Annotated in this window: 14 protein-coding genes; 7 read left to right on the top strand and 7 right to left on the bottom strand. The window is 33.5% G+C overall.

Translation table 11 applies throughout. The annotated features are described in order from the left end of the window. Positions 1-8: 8 nt before the first annotated feature. The 4 genes from ACYSNM_RS05965 to ACYSNM_RS05980 form a co-directional block, all read right to left on the bottom strand. On the bottom strand, positions 9-1928 hold the full coding sequence (locus ACYSNM_RS05965) for a fumarate reductase/succinate dehydrogenase flavoprotein subunit (RefSeq protein ID WP_461753696.1): 1920 nt from the start codon (positions 1926-1928) through the stop codon (positions 9-11). Positions 1929-1936: 8 nt separating this feature from the next. Further along, positions 1937-2590, bottom strand: a complete 654-nt coding sequence (locus ACYSNM_RS05970) for a succinate dehydrogenase cytochrome b subunit (protein WP_461756052.1) — start codon at positions 2588-2590, stop codon at positions 1937-1939. Positions 2591-3186: 596 nt separating this feature from the next. Beyond that, positions 3187-4596: a multidrug transporter subunit MdtD gene (mdtD, locus tag ACYSNM_RS05975; RefSeq protein WP_461756053.1), complete on the bottom strand. Its 1410-nt coding sequence runs from the start codon at positions 4594-4596 to the stop codon at positions 3187-3189. 185 nt (positions 4597-4781) lie between these two features. Continuing rightward, positions 4782-5363: an anthranilate synthase component II gene (locus ACYSNM_RS05980; protein ID WP_461756054.1), complete on the bottom strand. Its 582-nt coding sequence runs from the start codon at positions 5361-5363 to the stop codon at positions 4782-4784. 42 nt (positions 5364-5405) lie between these two features. On the opposite strand from ACYSNM_RS05980, the gene ACYSNM_RS05985 reads away from it, so the two are divergent. Together ACYSNM_RS05985 and ACYSNM_RS05990 are read left to right on the top strand one after the other, a co-directional pair. Next, positions 5406-6374, top strand: a complete 969-nt coding sequence (locus tag ACYSNM_RS05985; protein ID WP_461756055.1) for an aminodeoxychorismate synthase component I — start codon at positions 5406-5408, stop codon at positions 6372-6374. A 307-nt stretch (positions 6375-6681) separates the two neighbouring features. After that, the gene (locus ACYSNM_RS05990) at positions 6682-8373 is read left to right on the top strand and encodes an acyl-CoA synthetase (protein WP_461756056.1); all 1692 of its coding nucleotides are present in this window, start codon (positions 6682-6684) and stop codon (positions 8371-8373) included. 91 nt (positions 8374-8464) lie between these two features. On the opposite strand, the gene ACYSNM_RS05995 is transcribed toward ACYSNM_RS05990, so the two are convergent. Continuing rightward, a complete protein-coding gene (locus tag ACYSNM_RS05995; protein WP_461756057.1) occupies positions 8465-9160 on the bottom strand; it encodes an SIMPL domain-containing protein in 696 nt (231 codons plus the stop codon). Between the two features lie 146 nt (positions 9161-9306). Beyond that, positions 9307-9954 (bottom strand): rhomboid family intramembrane serine protease, encoded by a 648-nt coding sequence (locus ACYSNM_RS06000; protein ID WP_461756058.1) that lies wholly within the window; start codon positions 9952-9954, stop codon positions 9307-9309. Between the two features lie 95 nt (positions 9955-10049). On the opposite strand from ACYSNM_RS06000, the gene ACYSNM_RS06005 reads away from it, so the two are divergent. Continuing rightward, complete coding sequence (locus ACYSNM_RS06005; protein WP_461756059.1) at positions 10050-10946, top strand: lysophospholipid acyltransferase family protein; 897 nt, start codon at positions 10050-10052, stop codon at positions 10944-10946. A gap of 63 nt (positions 10947-11009) precedes the next feature. Here the strand turns inward: ACYSNM_RS06005 and glmM are convergent, their stop codons facing one another. Then, entirely contained in the window at positions 11010-12398 is a 1389-nt protein-coding gene (gene glmM, locus ACYSNM_RS06010; protein WP_461756060.1) for a phosphoglucosamine mutase, read from the bottom strand. Between the two features lie 101 nt (positions 12399-12499). Between glmM and ACYSNM_RS06015 the strand changes: the two genes are divergently transcribed. The 4 genes from ACYSNM_RS06015 (at position 12500) to cysK (ending at position 17624) form a co-directional block, all read left to right on the top strand. Continuing rightward, a complete protein-coding gene (locus ACYSNM_RS06015; protein ID WP_461756061.1) occupies positions 12500-13090 on the top strand; it encodes an acyl carrier protein phosphodiesterase in 591 nt (196 codons plus the stop codon). Positions 13091-13126: 36 nt separating this feature from the next. Beyond that, on the top strand, positions 13127-15037 hold the full coding sequence (locus ACYSNM_RS06020) for a chloride channel protein (protein WP_461756062.1): 1911 nt from the start codon (positions 13127-13129) through the stop codon (positions 15035-15037). 795 nt (positions 15038-15832) lie between these two features. After that, positions 15833-16660, top strand: a complete 828-nt coding sequence (locus ACYSNM_RS06025) for a serine O-acetyltransferase (RefSeq protein WP_461756063.1) — start codon at positions 15833-15835, stop codon at positions 16658-16660. Positions 16661-16688: 28 nt separating this feature from the next. Then, a complete protein-coding gene (gene cysK / locus ACYSNM_RS06030; RefSeq protein WP_461756064.1) occupies positions 16689-17624 on the top strand; it encodes a cysteine synthase A in 936 nt (311 codons plus the stop codon). Positions 17625-17755 lie beyond the last annotated feature (131 nt).

Consider the following 17755-nt stretch of genomic DNA (forward strand, 5'->3'; position numbering starts at 1 on the left):
AATCTCAATTATTTATAACTACGGATAGTTGGTTGTACGAATTCAAATTTTAACTCCTCTTTGTTTAAAATAGGAGTTTGAGCTTGTTCTCCTGGCCATTCCCAAGCAGAGATAAACTGGAAGTCCTTATCATTTCTCATTGCCTCTCCATCTGGGGTTTGGTATTCCTCTCTGAAATGGGCTCCACAAGATTCCTCTCTAGTTAAAGCATCATAACACATTAACACTCCTATTTCAAGGTAATCCGCCACTCGGCCAGCTTTCTCTAATTCACTATTCATACCTAAGGTACTACCAGGTACTTTTACATCTTTATAAAACTCTTCTTTTAGCTTTTTGATTTCTTCAATGGCATATTCAAGACCTTCTTTATTACGTGCTAATCCGCAGTAGTCATACAATAGCTTCCCAAGTTTCTTATGGAAGTAATCCACTGTCTTTGTTCCATTGATTTGTAATAAATGGTCTAATTTTTCCTGGGTTTGCTTTAATGAAATTTCAAAAGCTGGATTATCCACCGTTACTTTTTCAGTCTTTAAATCTTCTGCTAAATAATTAGCAATGGTATATGGAGCAATAAAATAACCATCCACACATGCTTGAAGTAAAGAGTTAGCACCAAGTCTGTTGGCACCATGATCAGCAAAGTTGGCCTCTCCAAGGGCAAAAAGTCCTGGTATTGTGGTTTGCAATTCATAATCTACCCACAGTCCGCCCATTGAAAAGTGAGCTGCTGGAGAAATCATCATAGGCTCTTTATAAGCATCTATATCCGTAATTTTTTGATACATGGTAAAAAGGTTACCATACTTTTCTTTGATTTTATCCTTTCCTTGTTCTTTAATAGCTTTAGAGAAATCTAAGTATACCGCATTTTTTAAAGCCCCTACTCCATGACCTGCGTCAATTCTTTCTTTGGCTGCACGAGAGGAAATATCCCTAGGAGCTAGGTTACCAAAAGCTGGATAACGCCTCTCTAAGTAATAATCTCTTTCATTCTCTGGTATATCATTTGCTTTTCTTGTATCATTTGCATCTAAAGGCACCCAAATACGCCCATCATTTCTCAACGATTCACTCATTAGGGTTAATTTAGATTGATAATCTCCACTTTGCGGCAAAGAAGTTGGGTGAATTTGTGTCCAACTAGGACTTGCAAAATAAGCTCCTTTTTTATGGGCTCTCCAAATTGCAGATCCGTTACATCCCATAGCTAAAGTAGATAAGTAATATATTTTACCGAATCCACCAGTGGCTAAAACAACTGCATTGGCTGCGTGTTTTTCAATTTCTCCGGTTTCAAGGTTTCTAACAATAATACCTTTTGCCTTTCCATCTACTACCACTAAATCTAACATCTCATGGCAAGTATACATTTTAACCGTCTTTTTCTCTACTTGTCTCATTAAAGCCTGATAGCTTCCTAAAAGTAATTGTTGTCCGGTTTGTCCTCTTGCGTAAAAGGTACGACTCACTTGTACCCCACCAAAAGATCTATTATTTAAATATCCTCCATATTCTCTACCAAAAGGTACTCCTTGAGCTACTGCTTGGTCAATTAAGTTTACTGAACATTCTGCTAAACGGTATACACTTGCCTCACGTGATCTAAAGTCTCCTCCTTTTAAAGTATCTACGAACATGCGATATACACTATCCCCATCGTTTTTATAATTCTTTGCCGCATTAACCCCTCCTTGTGCAGCTACAGAGTGCGCACGACGGGCAGAGTCTTGAAAACAAAAAGATTTTACATTATACCCCATTTCACCTAAAGAAGCTGCTAGGGAACTACCCGCTAGGCCAGTTCCTACAACAATTACATCTAGCTTTTTACGGTTAGCTGGATTTACCAAACGAGCGGTTTTTTTATAATTGGACCATTTATCTTCTAGTGGTCCTACTGGAATTTTTGGATCTAACTTCATTGCATCAACTAATTTTGGGTGAAATAAATATAAACAGGCATTAAGGCAAAGCCTAAGCAAATAACGATGGAATAGACTAAAGCAAAGGCTTTTGTCCATCGAACAAATTTTGGATTAAAAAGCCCTAGTGTTCGAATACCACTATTAATACCATGTATTAAGTGATAACACAAGGCTACCATAGCAACCACATAAACAACAACTAACCAACCTTGGGAAAAAGCAGTAACAACTACTTCATATAAGTCTTTATGCCCATTAGCATCTAAGCCTACTTGACCAAACTTATATTGGTACCAAAAGTTTTGAAAATGCAAAACAATAAATATCAATACAATAGTACCTAGGACTCCCATATTTCTACTAGCCCACTTACTAGCTTTTTGTCTTTCGTCCTTCTTGTAATGCCCTCCGCTTTTTTTATTTTTCATGGTAATTACCAAAGCGTAAATAGCATGAAAAATAATGGATAAATATAGAACGTAAGAAACCACTTTAATCAAAGGGTTGCCAGATAAAAAAGCAGAATAAGCATTAAAGCTCTCTCTTGCTTGTTCAGGTTCTAAAAACAACTGGGTATTTCCTAAAAAGTGTATTAGTAGGAAAAACACCAAGAATAATCCGGTAGCAGCCATTATTAGCTTGCGTGTTAGTGTGTTCATCTGTACATGGTTTAAAATATAAATACTCGCTTTTCAGCCTTATTAATTCTGTTTTTAACTAGAGAAATTTTAACATTTCTACTTTCTTAGTAACGCTAAAACTTAATAAAATAGTACTTATTAGTATATTTTTATCAAATTTAGTAAGTTAAATTTATTAATTTTTGATAACATAAAACATTACAAATGCCATTTTGTTAAATAAATTAATTAAAAATAACAATTCTAAATAGAGTTTAAACTTCTAGAATAGCTTAATTTCTTCCACAATAAGCCATATCTGCTTAAAAAACAACATAATAAAGCTCACTATGTAATTTTCAATAGTAGAATTAAAGTTCTAAAAAGGAGCAAATTTGTTAAGGTGTTTTTGAAGTTTACTAAATAAAACAAGACCTAGGGCGCCCATCTATTCAAAGAAGACTTCCCCAAAGCCAGAAAAAGGAATTTAAAGCAATCCAGTTAGCTACATTTTGAGTTTTAAAAAAGGATATAAAAAATTAGGGTGTCCAGCCTATAGCCAAACACCCTATACGTTATGTATACTAAAGTTCCCATACTCCAAATGTCTATATTAGACCATGGCATAATGAAACTTATAAATCTTTCCCAGACATACTTGCCCCTGCATTGCTTTTTAAACGAAGGAAAATCCCACTAGATAAAATCGTCATTACCCCCATTACTAAGAAAGTGTATCTAAATACAGCAATATTTTGATCTCCATGTCCAATAGCACTTTGTTGGAAAACAAGTAAGAACATCGCTGCTAATGAAATCCCTAAACTAATTGCTAGTTGCTGGGTTACCGATAAAAGACTATTACCATCACTTGAGGTCTCATTGTCTAGATCTGCTAAGGATATTGTATTCATGGAAGTAAACTGAATGGCATTAAAACCACCATTTCCAATCATTAATAAAATAATCACCCAATATGGAGTGGAAGCATCTATAAAAAAGAATAAACTAATTAGAATTCCCACCAAAATTGTATTGGTGATTAAAGTGGTACGATACCCATATTTCTTTACAATTGGCACCACAAAATTTCTACATACTAAATTAGATAAAGCTTGAGGAATCATCATTAGCCCAGCATAAAAAGGGGAATAACCAAAACCAACTTGCAAAAGTAAAGGAATCATAAAAGGCATCCCTCCTATACCAAAACGGGTAATTAAATTACCAATTAAACCCACCCTTAAGGTATCTATCTTAAATAAACTCAGTTTTATAAGTGGACTAGAAGACTTCTTGGCATGATATACATATGCTACAATAGCAATAATACTAACACATAATAACAAAGCTATGGTGGATACTGACATATAATCTGAATTCCATCTTTCTATTAATAAGGTTATACTAGTTAAGGCTGCACTTACTAAAATCCAACCAAACAAGTCAAATTTCTTTACATTATTAGTGTAATTGGGAATTATTTTATTGGCCACTATAACAGCTACAATACCAACAGGCACATTAATTAAGAAGATCCAATGCCAGGATAATTTCTCTACCAAAAAACCTCCCGCTGTTGGGCCTAACATAGGACCAATTAAAGCTGGGATAGTGATAAAGTTAATTACCCCTAAGAGTTGGTCTTTGGGATAAGCATATATAAGGGTTAACCGGGCTACTGGTACCATCATTGACCCTCCTACAGCTTGAATAATTCTCGAGAGTATTAATTGATTTAGGGTTTGAGAGAAACTACAAAACAAGGAACCAAGACTAAAGAGAACCACAGCTGTAATAAAAACGCGTTTGGTTCCATACCTATCGGCTAACCACCCACTAAGGGGAATAAGCAACGCCACTGTTAAAGTATAGGATACAATAATACTTTGCATCTGTAAAGGTGATTCTCCCAAACTCTTAGCAATAGAAGGTAAACCTGTATTTAAAATAGTCCCATCTAAGGCTTGCATAAAAATAGCCAATGCTCCTAACCATGGTAAATACTTGCGTATCTTGGGATCTTGTATTACTTCAACTTTCATTTATACGTTGTTTTTAGATATGAAAAAGGATAAACCAAATTAGTTAACTAAATATATTTTTGACAGATAATTACCCTAATATATTTGCTAATACCTACTAAGTTAAGAAATTTAACTAGCCTATAAAACTTCTTTTAGGGGATTTTGCTCTAAAGTAGTTCTTTAGGCGTCTTGTTTTTTTATCATTATTGCTCTATCCAATTGTGAATCATCTCTACACCTTGATTACTCATATAAGATTCTGGGTGAAATTGAATACCACAAATATTGTACTCTTTATGGGCTAAGCCCATAATAACTCCTTGCTCACTTAAAGCAGTGATGGATAATGCATGGGGTAAATTCTCTTTACTTACTGCCCAAGAGTGATAAAGTCCAACATAACATGGTCTCTCTATGTCTTTGAATAAAATATTCTCTGGGTCCATATAAGATAGCTCGATTCTTTGTCCATGTAAGGGATGAGCTAAATTCTGTAAATCGGCCCCAAAGTATTGGGCAATACACTGATGTCCTAGGCAAACTCCCAAAATAGGTTTGTCTTTTTTATAACGCTCGATAACATCAAATAAAATAGGGTAGGCTGTTGGTACATCAGGCCCTGGGGATAAAACAATTTGATCAAAATCCTGTAGATCTTCTACCTTTAATCCCTTACTTGAAAGTACCTTTACTTGACAAAGGGGATGTTGCACAAAAATTTGATATAAATTATAGGTAAAAGAATCTTGATTGTCGATTATAACAATTTGCTTTGCTTTGCTCATAAAGTATTTTTGTATTTTTGAACTCTAAATTCAAAATCTGTAATGAGCATCAAAGATACAACTATCCACAAAATGAATGAACTTGGAAAGGCAAGAATACCTTTTATTTTTATTTTGGATTATAAGGGACAAAACAATATTGTACTTCCTTTAGATGAAGTTAATGCAGATGAAATTTTATTCGATTTCCAAGGAGTTACCAATAAAAAGGTAACTAAGTCTGCACTTACTCCCTCTTTAAAAGCATATCCTTTGTCCTTTGAAAGCTACAAGGAAAAATTTGATAAAATAAAAGACCAGCTAAAGCTGGGTAATAGTTACTTAACTAATTTAACCATTCAAACCCCTATTGACTTAAAGGGAAGTTTACTTGATGTATATTCTCAAACAAAGGCCAGGTATAAAGTCTACCTTAAAGAGAATTTTACTTGTTTTTCACCAGAGACCTTTATACAAATACACCAAAATACCATGGAGTGTTTTCCAATGAAAGGCACCATAGATGCTACTATTGAAAATGCCCAAGAAATCCTTTTAAACGACCCTAAAGAGAAAGCAGAACATTATACCATTGTGGATTTAATCCGAAATGACTTAAGTATTGTTGGACAAAACACTAAAGTAGAAAGCTTTGCATATTTAGATCTGATTTCTACTTCAAAAGGGCCAATTTTACAGATGAGTTCAAAAATAAGTACACAATTACAAGAAAATTGGCAACAAAACATTGGGGATATTTTTAATGCCCTTCTACCAGCTGGATCTATTACGGGGTCACCAAAACAAAAAACCCAAGAAATCATACAAGATGTAGAGCAATACGATAGAGACTTTTATACCGGGGTATGTGGTATTTTTAACGGGGAGACTTTAGATAGTGGTGTAATGATTCGATTTATACAACAGAATAAAGAGCAATTTTATTACAAAAGCGGTGGTGGAATTACTCTAGATAGTCAATGTGATAAGGAATATCAAGAGTTATTACAAAAAATATACATTCCTTTTTAGGTTTTTTGGCAGGAATTATCAAGGTAATTGACCTAGCATGGGTAAAATAAAGGGCTAAATAAAGCAGATTTACACTTTTTACATTTTTTTATATTTCACCCTTAAAAAATACCTTCAAATATCTTTTCGTTAAAAAAATTAAGATAAAAATATGTATTAATTATATTATCTTCTAATATATTACAATATTGATGTTTTATTTAAACCAAAATACCACCTTTAATTGTTAAATATTAACAATTAAAGGCTTTTGTTTTTTTATCTATGTTTTGTTTTATGTATATTTCTAAAACCAAAAACCAACTAAATGAAAGATTTATATAAAAACATCGGTGAATTACTGAAACAAGAAGACTATCAGGCTCTACATGATCTGAAAATTGAAAAACCAGAGTATTTTAACTGGGTAACAGAAGTATTTGAAGACATTCATGTAAAAGAGTCGCCAGATAAAACAGCCCTTTTATGGACAGATGGAGAGACGACTCATCATTATTCTTTTTTAACGCTATATAAGCGTTATAATAAATTAATTAACTTTTTACGTTCAAAAGGTATTAAGCAACAAGATGTTGTTTTAACCCAAATGATGCTACAACGTATAAATTGGGTTACCCACCTAGCTTGTATTAAGGCCGGATATAGACTATCCCCTGCTGCTAGTATTTTAGGGGTGCAAGACCTTGCCTACCGCTTTGAAAAAATTCAACCAAAAGTTATTTTAGCAGACTCCGATAATGTGGAGAAAATCGATCAAGCTCAAGCCCAAGCAGGAATAGATATCCCAGTAAAAATCATTGTAGATGGTCAAAGAGAGGGTTGGTATAGCTTAAGTGAAATTGACAATCAAGAAGATCACGCAAAAGCAGCAGATACCAAACCAGATGATGTACTATTTTTATTCTTTACCTCTGGAACTACAGGAATGCCTAAGATTGTATGCCATACTCATTTAAGCCAACCTCTAGGTCACTTAACTACTTCGGCATGGATTGGAGTAACTAAAGACGATATTCATTATAATATCTCTCAACCTGGATGGGGTAAATTTGCTTGGAGTAGCTTATTTGCACCATGGAATGTAGGAGCCACTATTTTTGCCTTCCATACCACTAATCGATTTGATGCAAAAACAACCTTAAGTTTAATTGAAAAACACAAAGTAACTACTTTATGTGCTCCACCAACAGTGCTGCGCTTTTTTATACAAGAGGACTTATCAAAATTCAAGTTTAGCCTAAGACAATGTGTTGCAGCAGGAGAACCTTTAAATCCTGAAATTATTGAAGAATGGAAAGATGCCACTGGCCTTTTGGTTAGAGATGGCTTTGGACAAACCGAGAGTTCTTGTATGGTAGCCAATTACCCAGGAGCTACAGTGAAATATGGTTCTATGGGAAAACCTACCTTCTTGTATGATATTATTATTGCGGATGATGAAGGAAAGGAATTACCAGCAGATCACGAAGGAAACATTTGTGTTAGAACAGATACAAAACAGCTTAATGGTATATTTAAAGAATATATGTACGATAAGCAAAAACAAGCAGAAGTATTTAAAAACAATGTTTACTTTACTGGAGATAAAGCCTATAAAGATGCAGATGGATACATTTGGTTTATCGGTAGAGACGATGATGTAATTAAAGCATCGGACTATAGAATTGGCCCTTTTGAGGTGGAAAGTGTACTTTTAGAACACCCAAGTGTAGTAGAATCTGCAGTGGTAGCTAGTCCACACCCTGTAAAAGGATATGAGGTAAAAGCTTTTGTAATCTTAAACAAAGAATATACACCTAGTAAAGAACTTGCCAAAGAGCTTTTTGACTTCACAAGATCTTTATTAGCACCATATAAAATGCCTCGTAAAATTGAATTTGTAGAGGAGTTACCAAAAACAATAAGTGGTAAGATAAAAAGAGTAGAATTACGCGCTTTACAAGCACAGAGAATAGCACAAAAAACACCTGTTTCTCTAGAGTTTGACTATGTAAAATAATCTGAAAAATAATGGTATAATATAAAATACCCCAAAGTAGCTACTTTGGGGTATTTTTATATCCTCTTTTTATTTTAAAGAGTTAACCTATTTATTTTAATTCAAAACTTACGGAAATAGAACTGCTTATTTCTATTTCACCAATAGCTAAGGTCTGATCCATTGCATCTGCACTTTCCATTTTCATAGCATACATTCTTGGAGCAGGGCGATAATCATTACCTCCCTCTTGTAGTTGTAATGCTTTACCTAGTTTTTGTCCAAGTGCATTAGCGTAATCGTTGGCTTTTGTTTGAGCGTCCTTCACTGCTAATACTCTTGCTTGTCTTTCTAATTCAGTTGCCTTAGATGTTTTGAAGGTAACATTGGAAATACTATTAACTCCTTGATTCATAGCTCCTAAAATAAGAGGCTCATATTGTTTAATATCATTTAAAGTAATTACGATATCTTGAGAAGCAACATAAGTAATTTCTTTAGTTTGATAGTTTTGATTTCTATTCAAATCTACCATTCTAGTTTGGTAATCTTTTACTGGAATATTCAACGATTTTAAAAACAATAATACTTTAGCAATAGCTTTATCATTTTGACTCTTAGCCACACTTGCCTCTGCATCTTCACTGATTACTCCTAGAGTAAGTACCACTTGATCTGGGACAATTGATACTTTACCACTTCCTGAAACTGAAACACTACTAACTGGCATAGTAGAAGTGTTTTGGGCCGTCATAGCCGTTGTAGTTAGGCTGATAAAAGCCAAGAAAAGTAAACTCCATTTTTTCATAGTAATAATTTTATTTATTCTAAAGATATTTAAATAATCCCAATCCTTATGTTAAAACACTATTAAAATACAATTACTCCTCTGTATAAAAAAGAACTAGAAGCTTAATGGGTAAAAGTAAAAAAGACAACTTAACCAAAGTGAAACTATATTTTTTTTGCTTTATATAAATACATTAAGATTGCAATTGGTAAAATCATCAAGCCTACTAGCCATAATTGTTGGGTTAATAAAAATGGAAACTTTGCAATAATTAGAATCAATCCACCCAAAGCACCTCCAATATGAGCAGAATGCCCTATACTATCCCCTTTGCTTTTCATGCCGTAAACCGAATAAAACAAATACAAAATAGCAAATAAATAACTAGGCATTGGAATAATAAAAAACACCCCTATGGTCATATCTGGAAACATCATAATAGAGGCATACAAAACACCCATTACAGCCCCAGAGGCTCCTACTGCTCTATAGTTTAAGGTATTGTAATAGATTTGATAGGTTATTAAGTTTCCTAAGACCATACTTGCCATATAAATTAAGGCAAAATAAGCAGGTCCCACTTGCATTAATACAATATCTGCGAAAAAATACAGCGTAATCATATTGAATAAAAAGTGCATCCAATCTACGTGTAAAAATCCAGATGTAATCATACGGTAATATTGTCCTTGTCTTAAAGCAGACATATCGAAGCAATATTTAGAAAAGAAAGAATAATCCTGTAAGCCCTTATAGGTAACTAGAGCACTGATTCCCATAATTAACAGAACTAAAAAAGAAATATCATCCATGTTTTTTTTTCAAAATTAAGCAATGTTTCCAACTATTCGTTTTAAAAATTATTTAAAATAAACTCCAAGGCCTATATTTGCACAAAATCTCTAGTATGAAATATTTAACTTATCTAATTGCTTACCCATTATTGTGGCTAATTTCTATATTGCCTTTCCCTTTATTTTACTTTGTATCGGATTGTCTTTATATACTTATCTATTATGTTATAGGATATCGTAAAAAAACGGTTAGAAAAAATATACAAATGACTATGCCCGAACTTTCCTTGGAAAGAGTCAAGCAAATAGAAAAGAAATTTTTCAGACACCTTTGTGATATATTCTTAGAGACTATCAAGCCAATGAGCATCTCAAAAAAGCAAATGTCAAAAAGATATACCTTCACTAACCTAGAAGAAATTCACCAAGTGGAACGACAAGGAAAGAGTGTTACTCTATTTTGCGCCCATTATGCAAACTGGGAATGGCTTACTATTCTGGATTGTTATATAAACTTACAAGGTTTTGCCGTGTACAAGCAAATAAACAATCCTTATTTTGATCGATTTATAGCTCGAATTAGAACTCGTTTTGGTTCTAAAGTAGTAGAAATGAGAGAAACTATACGAGTAATTAGAAAAAATGAAGTAGAGGGTAATAAAGGTTTATATGCCTTTATTAGTGACCAATCTCCAATGATTGGGAAATCCAACTGCTGGCAAGAATTTATGGGTATTGAAGTTCCTATTTTCACAGGAGGAGAAGCATTATGTAAGAAGTTTGGCATGGTACCTTACTACTTAGAAGTAAATCAAATAAAAAGAGGATATTATCAGTGTACTTTTATTCCATTGACCAAAGAAGCAGAAGATGTCTCAAGTATTCCTAATTACGAATTATCTAGACGTTTTTTCCAAGAGGTAGAAAAACAAATCCGAAATAGACCTGAGTTATATTTCTGGACACATAAGCGTTGGAAACACGCTGGAAATAAACCAGCTAATTTATAAGTATAAAAAAACCACTTTTTGAAGATTTCAAAAAGTGGTTTTTTTTATTTTAACAGCAATGAATTAAATTCCTGCTATTACGCTTAATTCTTCTATCATTCTTTGAGCCAATTGATCTGCATCTTCTTGGGTTTTAGCCTCTGTATAAATACGAATAATTGGTTCTGTATTAGATTTACGCAAATGAACCCATGATTGTGGAAAATCAATCTTCACACCATCCACTAAAGAAATTTCTTGGTTAGAATAATTCTCAGCAATTTGCTCTAAAATCATGTCTACATTTAATTTAGGAGTAAGTTCAATTTTGTTCTTACTCATAAAGTATTGTGGGTAACTAGCTCTTAACTCAGCAACACTTTTATCTTGTTTCGATAAATGAGTTAAAAACAGAGCCGCTCCAATCAAAGAATCTCTTCCGTAGTGACTCTCTGGATAGATTATTCCTCCATTACCTTCTCCTCCAATAACAGCATTAGTTTGCTTCATCAAGCTTACCACGTTAACTTCTCCAACAGCAGAAGCGTTATACTGCCCATTATGTCCAACAGTTACATCTTTAAGAGCTCTTGAAGAAGATAAGTTAGATACTGTATTTCCTGGCGTTTGACTTAGAACGTAGTCTGCTACAGCCACTAAAGTATACTCCTCTCCAAACATTTGACCATCTTCACTAATAAAAGCTAAACGATCTACATCTGGATCAACAACAATACCAAAATCAGCCTTTTCTTTTACAACAAGTTCACAAATATCTTGTAAATGTTCTTTTAAAGGTTCTGGGTTATGTGCAAAGTGTCCTGTAGGTTCACAGTGAATTTTAATTACCTCTACTCCCATTTTCTCTAATAAAGCAGGTATTACAATTCCTCCTGAAGAGTTAACCCCATCTACAACTACTTTGTATTTTTTATTCTTTACACTTTCAAGGTCTACAAGTTTTAACTTCAAAACCTCCTCAATGTGTTTGTCCATGTATCCCTCTATAGTAGTGATTTTTCCTAAATCATCTACCTGAGCAAAATCGTAAGACTCTTTTTCTGCTATTGCAATAATTTGAGCTCCTTGCTCAGCATCTAAGAATTCTCCTTTGTTATTTAAAAGTTTTAAAGCATTCCACTGTTTTGGATTGTGAGATGCAGTTAGTATAATTCCACCATCTGCTTTTTCCAAAGGAACTGCTATTTCTACTGTAGGTGTAGTAGAAAGTCCTAAATCTATTACATCAATTCCCAAACCTACTAATGTATACATTACCAGGTTGTGGATCATTTCACCCGATAGACGAGCATCACGTCCGATAACTACGCTTAATTTTTCTTTTGAAGAGTTATTCTTTAAAAAACTACCATAAGCAGAGGCAAACTTTACCGCATCTATTGGAGTTAAATTATCTCCTACCTCACCACCAATGGTTCCTCTAATACCAGAAATCGATTTTATTAATGTCATAAGAATTTTATTTTTTTGTATTAGGACAAATATAACATAAAAACCATAGTTTATTGGCTTATCTTTGAGAATTACCCTAAGCTTAGTATTGCCAATTACATATGAATTTTTTAGCCCATATATTTTTATCTAAAGACATAACACCCATCCAAATAGGAAATTTCATAGCCGACTCGGTAAGAGGCAAACAGTACAAAGAGTATCCCAAAGAAATCCAACAGGGTATTATACTGCATCGACATATTGATACCTTCACAGACACCCACCCAATTTGGAGACAGAGTAAAAAGAGAATTGTACCACAATACAATCACTACGCTGCAGTAATTATTGATATGTATTACGATTATTTTCTAGCTAAAAACTGGTCTTTATTTAGCTCCACTCCACTAGAAGAATACAGCCGAAATTTCTATAAAATTCTAGAGGATAATTTTGAACTTTTACCCCAAAAAGTACAAAACTTTTATCCCATTATGCTCAGGGAGAATTGGTTATTAAAATACCAAAGTATAGAAGGGCTTCATTATATTCTATCTCAGATGGATCGAAGAACTAAAGGAGTATCTAAAATGAGTTTGGCTACCAAGGAGTTAGAGCTTTATCATGAGCAATTTGAAGAAGAATTCTTTACCTTTTTTCACCTTTTACAAGAAGAAGTTAACTTTTTTATAGAAATTAACGATTTTTAACTTAAATTAGACTTTTTATCTGTAACTGTCCTCTATATGAAGAATGCGCTTAGTAAATTTGGCCAATTTTTTTCGAACTTACTCCACCCTATATTTGTTTTTTTTAGCCGTATTTTTGGATCTATTTACAGGTTTATTCAATATTTATTTAAAAATCTGATTATAGGGATAGAAAAAGCTTTTCATTATAGTGAAGGCATCTTATTTTTTGTAAAATCTTTCACTACAGATCGCCAGTTTTTATACATCTCCTGCATCTTAGTTGGAGCAACCGCTGGTGTGGCTGTTTTAATACTAAAGGCCTTTGCTAGAGCTGTTTTTCAATATGCTACAAGTATAGATGGTATTTCCAGCATTCCTTATACTTTTAGTATTTTACCTATTTTTGGTATTGTGTTAACTGTATTTGTCGTTCGAAAATTCTTAGGAGGAAGCTTAGTAAAGGGAACTACAGAAATCATGATATCTATTGCTAAAAAAGCAGGTATTATACCCAAAAAGCAAATGTATGCCCAAATTATAACCAGCTCACTTACGGTAGGTTTAGGAGGTTCTCTAGGTTTGGAATCCCCTACTGCTATAACAGGTGCGGCTTTGGGTTCAAATTATGCCCAAAATTACCTACTCTCCTATAAAGACCGTTTACTTCTTCTAGCAAGTGGTGTAGCCGCTGGTATTGGAGCCATGTACAATGCACCAATTGGAGGTATATTTTATGCCGTAGAAATTATTTTACTAGAAGTTTCTACCGCATCCTTTATCCCTATTATGATAGCTAGTGTAACGGGAACCTTAGTGGCTAATCTTATCCAAAAAGAGGGTTTACTTTTATCCTTAAAGTACCAACTTACCTTTAGTCCTAGTGATCTTCCTTATTATCTAGTTTTAGGTGTAGTTATTGGATTATTCAGTGTATATCATGCTAGAGTATATCGAAACACGATAAAGAAACTAAATTCCTATGTGGGCCATCCTTATAAAAAAGCATTAATTGGAGCAGCCCTTTTAGGGGCTTTAATTTTAATTTTCCCTAGCTTATTTGGGGAAGGGTATAATAGTATACGTTTACTACTTGGAGATCACCCACAGAGTATTTTATCTAATACTATCTTTGAAAAGTTTAGCGCCAGTGAATGGTTCCTTTTGTGTTTTGTTCTAGCTGCTGGTTTTGTAAAAACTATAGCTGTAGGTCTAACATTGGGAAGTGGTGGTAATGGAGGGGATTTTGCTCCTGCATTATTTGCGGGTTCTTATGTAGGCTTTGCATTTGGTAAATTACTAACTTTGATAGGTTTTAGTCATGCTCCAGTTCAAAATATGGCTGTAGTGGGTATGTCTGGACTTATTTGTGGTTTATTCCACTCCCCTTTAACAGCAATCTTTTTGATTGTAGAGGTCACAAATGGCTATGTACTTCTACCTCCTATTTTAATTGTTGTGGCACTATGTTATGCTATATCTAAAAAGCTAGAAACCTACGCTATGGATGTGAAGGAGCTTGTACCAACTGGCCAGGTTTTCACTAACGATAAAGACACCAATATACTATCTACAATCGATTTGGAGTCTTATATTAAAAATGATGCTAGAACGCTTAATAATCAGGCAACCCCTGAACAAATAATGGATGCTCTAGGGAGTACTCAACTCTCCTTTATTCCTGTTATTGATGATCAGAATAAAATTCAAGGTATTATCTATTTAGATAACGCAAGACCTCTTATTATTAACACCCTGCAAAACAAAACTTTAAATATAGCCCAATTAATCAGTCCTGCTATTATTTTGGAAAAAGACGATTCAGCAAAAACCTATATTGACAATTTTGACCAGCATCATGTACAACACATTTTGGTAGAAAGCCAAGGTATATACGCGGGTTATGTATCTAAAAACACCCTTATGGATGTATATAGAACAAACTTAAAGACTATGTTAATTGGCTAAGTTTCTAAAAACATTTCTATTCTAGGTAAAAAGCTACTATGAAGCCCTAGGTAAATCAATGGGGGATTATTGAAGTAAAGCAAAACAGGTAATAAACACCAAAAGGAAAATATCAAAGTTATACAGGCTAAACTCTTTTTTTAGTCTATACTTCATTTATGGTAAGGTTAATACTTTAAGCTATCCATAGAAGTTCTTCTATAACTGTTTTCCTAAAGACATTATTTTCATTACAATATCTCTTTAAATCTTAAAATAGTTTTTCTTACCTACCAACTATAAATAATGAAAGGTCACCCTTTTTGAGGATGACCTTTTCATTGCAAAATTTCGTGCCGACTTGTATAGATTTGAAACTGTGAATAGAACAACAAAACAACAAAACCAAATTTCATTATAAGTAGCCAACTCATTAGAAATTCAAAATTAAATCTATTCCTTTTTTCAAGTATACAAGACTAAAAATGCTTGCTTTGAATCACTTCGCCTTCGTAATTCTTAAACAAATGTAAGATAATTATACATCACATTTTGTGCTATTTACTCATTTTAACAATTGTTATCTAAAATAGATAACGCAATTACAAACAACTTAAAATCAATATATTACACCACAAGCAGTCTACAATAAGAATAATATATTGTTATATTTAGTTAAAATAATGAGTATACAATGATATATTATTAAATTTACCTATACAGTCGAAAACTGTTATTCAAAAATATTTTACAAATACCAATAGGACTTTTTATAGTATATAAAAAAAACTATTTTATTGGACATTACCATAGACAATGCAAGCAAAATTTATTAAAGAGTTACTTCATAAGAACGAAAGTTCACAATCCTTTTTAGACAAAAAGCGTATTGAAAAGTTTACCGACAGCCTTTTTCATTTTTTATTTCAATTAGAAGACAAAAAATACCTATGTGAACAGGCTATAGATATTCGCATACAAGGTTTGAAAAATGAGTTAACTTCTATTGTTTTTAATATCAATCAAAATGGTGATAAATCCAACATAATTACCAAAGAGTTCTTTGATGCCTTGCCTCAAATTTATTTCACTTTACAAACCGATGCAGATGCCATATTAAAAAATGACCCAGCAGCAACATCCCTACAAGAAGTATATATTGCATACCCAGGGTTTTATGCCATTGCTATTTATAGATTTGCTCACCAATTACAAAAGCAAAAAGTAAGTTTGTTACCTAGAATTTGGACCGAATATGCCCATAGTAAAACAGGAATCGACATCCATCCTTCTGCCAAAATTGGAAAATACTTCTGTATAGATCACGGAACAGGTATTGTAATTGGAGAGACTTGTATAATTGGAGCTAATGTAAAAATTTATCAAGGAGTTACTTTAGGTGCTATTTCCGTATCTAAGGATAAAGCCAATACCACAAGACACCCTTTAATCCAAGACAATGTAATTATCTATTCTGGAGCCACTATTTTAGGAGGAGATACTATCATTGGGCATGATAGTGTTATCGGTGGTAACGTATGGTTAACCAAGAGTGTAGCTCCAAATTCGATTATATACAGTAAGAGTAAAGTGTACACAAAAGACCAAGAATCCGCCCCAAAACCTATTAACTTTATTATTTAATGCTACCTTTAAGTAAAAAATAAGAATTATGAAATTAGACAACATCCTACAGGCTATTGGAAATACGCCTCATGTAAAAATAAATAAGCTTTTTAATCCCGATATCAATGTTTGGATTAAATTAGAAAAACAAAATCCAGGTGGAAGCTTAAAAGACCGTATTGCCTTGGCTATGCTTATGCAAGCAAAAGAACAAGGTCTTATCAATAAAGATACTACTATTATTGAACCAACCTCTGGAAACACAGGAGTTGGTTTAGCAATGGCTTGTGCAGTACTAGGATATAAATTAATCTTAGTTATGCCAGAGTCTATGAGTATTGAAAGAAGAAAACTAATGGCTGCTTATGGTGCTAAGTTTATCCTTACTCCTAAAGAATTAGGAACTGCTGGATCAGTGGCAAAAGCCAATGAATTATCCCTAGAAACACCAAATTCTTGGGTACCTCAACAATTCAACAACCCAGCAAATCCAGAAATCCACAGACAAACAACAGCCCAAGAAATCCTAAGAGACTTCCCAGAAGGGATTGATTACCTAGTGACTGGGGTAGGAACAGGAGGCCATATCACAGGTATAGCAGAGGTATTAAAAAAGGAATTTCCCAACTTAAAGGTATATGCAGTAGAGCCTTCTAACTCTCCTGTATTAAGTGGAGGAAAACCAGGACCACACGCCCTTCAAGGTATTGGAGCAGGTTTTGTTCCTAAAATTCTAAATACTTCTATTTTTGATGGTATTCTAACAGTGGACAAAGACAAAGCTTACCAATACACCAATGCAATAGCAAGTAAAGAAGGTATTCTAGCAGGGGTATCCACTGGAAGTTCTCTAGCTGCTATTGAGCAGTTATTACCACAAATCCCAAAAGGATCTACCGTATTAACCTTTAACTATGATACAGGTGAGAGATATTGGTCAGTAGATGAATTATTTGACGAGAAATCTGCTGAAATGAAGTAATATAACAACAAGAGCCCCATATTTAATCAAATATTGGGGCTTTATTTTATATTAAAGTCCCTAAAATTGGCAATGTTATATAAACGCTAACAAAATTTTTAGAATTAAATGTGTAGTTTTGTGCAAATTAG

The organism is Myroides sp. LJL116 (assembly GCF_054871685.1).

What these genes read in the sequence shown, in the direction of transcription:
- ACYSNM_RS05965 (WP_461753696.1), bottom strand. Translation starts at nt 1,928, where the DNA reads ATGAAGTTAGATCCAAAAATTCCAGTAGGACCACTAGAAGATAAATGG.
- ACYSNM_RS05970 (WP_461756052.1), bottom strand. Translation starts at nt 2,590, where the DNA reads ATGAACACACTAACACGCAAGCTAATAATGGCTGCTACCGGATTATTC.
- mdtD (WP_461756053.1), bottom strand. Translation starts at nt 4,596, where the DNA reads ATGAAAGTTGAAGTAATACAAGATCCCAAGATACGCAAGTATTTACCA.
- ACYSNM_RS05980 (WP_461756054.1), bottom strand. Translation starts at nt 5,363, where the DNA reads ATGAGCAAAGCAAAGCAAATTGTTATAATCGACAATCAAGATTCTTTT.
- ACYSNM_RS05985 (WP_461756055.1), top strand. Translation starts at nt 5,406, where the DNA reads ATGAGCATCAAAGATACAACTATCCACAAAATGAATGAACTTGGAAAG.
- ACYSNM_RS05990 (WP_461756056.1), top strand. Translation starts at nt 6,682, where the DNA reads ATGAAAGATTTATATAAAAACATCGGTGAATTACTGAAACAAGAAGAC.
- ACYSNM_RS05995 (WP_461756057.1), bottom strand. Translation starts at nt 9,160, where the DNA reads ATGAAAAAATGGAGTTTACTTTTCTTGGCTTTTATCAGCCTAACTACA.
- ACYSNM_RS06000 (WP_461756058.1), bottom strand. Translation starts at nt 9,954, where the DNA reads ATGGATGATATTTCTTTTTTAGTTCTGTTAATTATGGGAATCAGTGCT.
- ACYSNM_RS06005 (WP_461756059.1), top strand. Translation starts at nt 10,050, where the DNA reads ATGAAATATTTAACTTATCTAATTGCTTACCCATTATTGTGGCTAATT.
- glmM (WP_461756060.1), bottom strand. Translation starts at nt 12,398, where the DNA reads ATGACATTAATAAAATCGATTTCTGGTATTAGAGGAACCATTGGTGGT.
- ACYSNM_RS06015 (WP_461756061.1), top strand. Translation starts at nt 12,500, where the DNA reads ATGAATTTTTTAGCCCATATATTTTTATCTAAAGACATAACACCCATC.
- ACYSNM_RS06020 (WP_461756062.1), top strand. Translation starts at nt 13,127, where the DNA reads ATGAAGAATGCGCTTAGTAAATTTGGCCAATTTTTTTCGAACTTACTC.
- ACYSNM_RS06025 (WP_461756063.1), top strand. Translation starts at nt 15,833, where the DNA reads ATGCAAGCAAAATTTATTAAAGAGTTACTTCATAAGAACGAAAGTTCA.
- cysK (WP_461756064.1), top strand. Translation starts at nt 16,689, where the DNA reads ATGAAATTAGACAACATCCTACAGGCTATTGGAAATACGCCTCATGTA.